1 protein-coding gene is annotated in these 1,050 nt (G+C 75.0%); it reads right to left on the reverse strand.

Translation table 11 applies throughout. From position 1 onward, the window contains the following. The coding region (locus D7X74_RS42045) for a hypothetical protein (RefSeq protein WP_199742026.1) at positions 1-597 on the reverse strand (597 nt) is incomplete at its 3' end. Positions 598-1,050: the final 453 nt, after the last annotated feature.

The following is a 1,050-nucleotide window of genomic DNA, read 5'->3' on the forward strand; positions in this document are numbered from 1 at the left end:
CAGCAGCAGCAACACCAGGGCCGCCCCACCCCACACGAGCCACCGGCGCTTCGACGGTGCCGCGATGGAATGCTCGGTGAGCGTGGCCGTGCGCTCCGGAGGGACCCAGGCGTTCGGCATGGGAGCCCGGGAGGCGGAGCGCGGCGCCGTGGACGCGGTCATCTCCTCGACGGTGGCGTGGGGCGCGGGCATCGGGAGCCGGACCGGGCGGTGCTCCGCCGACGGCATCGCGCCCGACCGGATCGACGCGGGCACCTCCGAGCGCGGCACGGCGCGCATGTCCTGCGTGGGGCCCTCGTCGTCCTCCGCGCGGGTGATGGACCGCATGTCCTGGGTGGCGTCGTCCTCGTCCTCCTGGAGCCGGGCCGCGAGCAGGCGCTGATCCAGGGTGGGCGCGTCCTCGTCCTCGTCCGACGGGAACCGGGGCGACAGCCGGCCGAGCGGATCCACCATGGCGAGCGTGGGCGCGTCCTCCTCCACCTGGAACCCGGAAGCAGGAGGTCCCAGACGCCCGAGCGGATCCATCATCGCGAGCGTGGGGCCTTCATCCACGGTGACCGTCGGGATGGACGGCTCTTCCAGGCGCACCGGGCGCATGGAGCGCGAGGGCGGTGATTCCAGGGCGCGCCGCGCCCCCGTCGTCTGTCGGGGCTCCGGCCGGGAGTCAGCGCGCGGTTCGGCACCCCGGAGCTCCGGGATGCGAGGGTCCGAGCCCCGGGGTTCAGCGCGGGCGTCCGGGCTGCGGGAATCAGCGCGGACCTCCGCGTGACGGTTCTCTGAACGAAGCTCGGCACCACGGGCGTCCGTATTGCGGCCCTCGGCGCGAGCGTCGGCACCACGGGGTTCGGCACTGCGGCCCTCCGCACGAGCATCGGCGCCACGGGCGTCCACACCACGGCCCTCGGAACCACGAGCGTCCGCACCGCGACCCTCCGCGCGAGGATCCGCATTGCGGACCTCGCCGCGCCCCTCTGCACGAGGCTCCGCACCCCGCATCTCACGCAGCAGCTCCGCGTTGCGCCCCTCGACGCGGGCCTCCGCCCCCCGCCC

Source organism: Corallococcus sp. CA047B (assembly GCF_003612065.1).
Lineage (GTDB): Bacteria > Myxococcota > Myxococcia > Myxococcales > Myxococcaceae > Corallococcus > Corallococcus praedator.